The 4,002-nt window shown below is 69.9% G+C and carries 1 protein-coding gene; it reads left to right on the top strand.

The annotated features are described in order from the left end of the window. A partial coding sequence (locus M2650_RS16330) for a beta strand repeat-containing protein (RefSeq protein ID WP_425602560.1) occupies positions 1 to 4,002 on the top strand: 4,002 nt, incomplete at both ends.

Below are 4,002 nucleotides of genomic sequence, written 5' to 3'. Positions count from 1 at the left end.
GCGCCAGCGCGACCAACTTCGACGCCACCGCGCTGGGGTCCAACTCCATCGCCAGCGGCGACAACTCGGTGGCCGTGGGCGGTGCGCTCTTCGGCTTCATTCCCACCGAAGCCTCGGGCGACTTCTCGGTCGCGGTGGGCGGCGGTGCCTGGTCGCCGGGCTTCAACTCGGTGGCGCTGGGCAACCTGGCGTCGGCCACGGCCGACAACAGCGTGGCCATCGGCGGCGACTCGGTGGCCGACCGCGAGGACAGCGTGTCGGTGGGTCGTGCCGGCAACGAGCGCCAGATCACCAATGTTGCGGCAGGTACCGAGACCACCGATGCGGTGAACTTCGGTCAGCTGACCGACGCCACGCGCTACTTCCAGGCCAACGGGGCCAACGACGGTACCGATGACGCCGAAGCGGTCGGCGAGTTCGCCATCGCGTCGGGCGCCAATGCCTATGCCGAAGGCGATACCGCCTCCGCTTACGGCGCAGGTTCAGCGGCGATCGGCAACGGTGCCACCGCGACGGGTAATCAGTCGGCCGCCACGGCCGACAACGCCACCGCCAACGGCAACGGTGCCAATGCGTCGAACACCGGGGCGACCGCCATCGGCGGCCAGCGCGCCTTGGTCGACGACGAAGGCAACCCGATCCTGGACGAAGACGGCAACCCGATGTACGCCAGCACCGAAGCCAGTGGCGTGGACGCCACCGCGGTCGGTGCCGGTGCGTCGGCCACCGGCGAGTTCGGGGCGACGGCGGTGGGTGCTGGCGCTAGCGCCAGCAACTCCTACGCCAACGCGCTGGGCACCGAAGCCTCGGCGTCCGGTTTGCAATCCACCGCGGCCGGCTTCCGCAGCAATGCGTCGGGTGACGGTTCCAGTGCGATTGGCGGTTATACCGTCGCCACCGCATTCGGCGCCTCGGCCCTGGGCTACGGCTCGGAAGCCACCAGCGACAACGCCACCGCGGTCGGCTTCGCCGCTGCGGCCAGCGGCGCGGAGAGCACCGCGGTGGGCGGCACGACGTTCTTCGGCCTGATCAACACCCGCGCCAGCGGCACCGGCGGTTCGGCGTTCGGCAACGGCGCTTGGGCCACCGGCGAGTACTCCACCTCGATCGGCCACAACAGCTGGGCCGCGCAGGACGATACCGTGGCCATCGGCGTGAACAGCTACGCCAATGCGGCCAACAGCGTCGCGCTCGGCGCCGGTTCGTTCACCGACCGCGAGAACACGGTCTCGGTGGGCGATGCGGGCAGCGAGCGGCAGATCACCAACGTCGCGGCCGGTACCGAAGACACCGATGCGGTCAACGTCGCGCAGTTGAACGAAAGCACGGCCGCGGCTACGCGTTACTTCCAAGCCAACGGGGCCAACGACGGTACCGATGACGCCGAAGCGGTCGGCGAGTTCGCCATCGCTTCCGGTGCCAACGCGTATGCCGAAGGCGATACCGCCTCCGCTTACGGCGCAGGTTCAGCGGCGATCGGCAACGGCGCGACCGCGACCGGCAACCAGTCGGCCGCCACGGCCGACAACGCCACCGCCAACGGCAACGGTGCCAATGCGTCGAACACCGGGGCGACCGCCATCGGCGGCCAGCGCGCCTTGGTCGACGACGAAGGCAACCCGATCCTGGACGAAGACGGCAACCCGATGTACGCCAGCACCGAAGCCAGTGGCGTGGACGCCACCGCGGTCGGTGCCGGTGCGTCGGCCACCGGCGAGTTCGGGGCGACGGCGGTGGGTGCTGGCGCTAGCGCCAGCAACTCCTACGCCAACGCGCTGGGCACCGAAGCCTCGGCCTCGGGCCTGCAGTCCACCGCGGCCGGCTTCCGCAGCAATGCGTCGGGTGATGGCTCGTCGGCCATCGGTGGTTACACGGTCGCCACCGCGTTCGGCGCCTCGGCCCTGGGCTACGGCTCGGAAGCCACCAGCGACAACGCCACCGCGGTCGGCTTCGCCGCTGCGGCCAGCGGCGCGGAGAGCACCGCGGTGGGCGGCACGACGTTCTTCGGCCTGATCAACACCCGCGCCAGCGGCACCGGCGGTTCGGCGTTCGGCAACGGCGCTTGGGCCACCGGCGAGTACTCCACCTCGATCGGCCACAACAGCTGGGCCGCGCAGGACGACACCGTGGCCATCGGCGTGAACAGCTACGCCAATGCGGCCAACAGCGTCGCGCTGGGCGCCGGTTCGTTCACCGACCGCGAGAACACCGTCTCGGTGGGCGATGCGGGCAGCGAGCGGCAGATCACCAATGTCGCGGCCGGTACCGAAGACACCGATGCAGCGAATGTCGGCCAACTGTCCGATGCGATGCGCTACTTCAAGGCCAATGGCGCCAACGACGGCAGCGACGATGCTGAAGCGGTCGGCGCGACGGCGATCGCTTCCGGCGCGAATGCTTACGCTGAAGGCGATACGGCTTCCGCTTACGGCGGCGGATCTTCCGCCATCGGCAACGGCGCTACGGCCACCGGCAACCAAGCCTCCGCAGTCGCCGACAACGCGACCGCCAACGGCAGCGGCGCCAGCGCCACCGGCAGCTCCAGCACCGCCATCGGCGGTCAACGCGCACTCGTCGACGATGACGGCAATCCGATCCTCGACGAAGACGGCAACCCGATGTACGCGTCCACCGAAGCCAACGGTGCGGAAAGCACTGCGGTCGGCGCGGGTGCGTCCGCCAATGGCGATGGCGCCAGCGCACTGGGCGCCGGCGCCAGCGCGAGCGGCATGGACAGCACGGCGCTGGGCCGCGATGCGTCCGCCTCGGGCGATCGTTCGTTCGCGGTCGGCAACGGTTCGCGCGCGGAAGGCGTCTACAGCATCGCCATCGGCGACAGCAGCTGGGCTCAGGCGGATGAAAGCACCGCCGTCGGCGCAGGTTCGTGGGCATCGCAATCCGGCGCGACCGCAGTCGGCGTCAGCGCGTGGGCGACCGGTGCGAACACCACCGCCGTCGGTCCCGCGGCCTGGGCCAGCGGCAGCGGCGCGACTTCGATCGGCCTGAACAGTTGGGCGCCGGGCGCAAGCTCGGTCGCCGTGGGCCGCGGTGCGTTCGGTTATTCGGACTACACCATCGCGCTCGGCTACCAGGCATTGGCGGACAACATCCACGCGATCGCCGCCGGCACCAACTCGTACGTTTCCGGCGAAGCCGGCGTCGCGATCGGCGCAGGCACCGACGTCAGCGGCGCGCAGTCGGTGGCATTGGGCTCCGGCTCCATCGCCGACCGCGACAACACGGTATCGGTGGGCGCGGAAGGCAACGAGCGCCAGATCACCAACGTCGCCGCGGGCACCGAAGGCACCGATGCGGTCAATCTCGACCAGTTGAACGAAGTGGCCGACAGCGTCGAAGACGCCAACCACTACTTCGCCGCCAACGGCGCCAACGACGGCAGCGACGATGCGGTCGCTACGGGCGAGGACAGCGTCGCCGCAGGCCCCGGTGCGCAAGCCACCGGCACGGGCGCTACCGCGATCGGCGCCTATAGCGTCGCCAGCGCCGACGGTTCCACCGCGGTGGGCAACGTCAGTACCGCCAGCGGCACCAACAGCACCGCGGTCGGTTATTTCAACGACGCCAGCGGCGAAGGCAGCAATGCCATCGGCGGCAACAACGTCGCCGCCGGCGCGAATGCGAATGCGCTCGGCAGCGACAACATCGCCGACGGCGACGATGCCAACGCTATCGGCAGCCTCAACGATGCCAGCGGTGCGAGCGCGAGCGCGATCGGTGCATCGAACATCGCATCCGGCGATTTCAGCAACGCGGTCGGCCAAGGCAATACGGCCAGCGCCTTCTCCAGCAATGCGTTCGGCACCGGCAACAATGCGACCGGAGAACTCGCCACCGCGGTCGGCAACGGCAACACGGCCAGCGGCCTGAACAGTTTCGCCGGCGGCAGCAACAGCACCGCGTCGGGCGAAGACAACGTGGCGCTGGGCAACGGGGCGGTGGCCGACGGCGAGATCGGCGCGATCGCGTTGGGTTCGGGCGCGC

Source organism: Luteimonas galliterrae, assembly GCF_023374055.1.
GTDB lineage: Bacteria > Pseudomonadota > Gammaproteobacteria > Xanthomonadales > Xanthomonadaceae > Luteimonas_C > Luteimonas_C galliterrae.
Note: the sequence above shows the minus strand (reverse complement) of the source record. Positions and strands in the feature narration are given on the sequence as shown.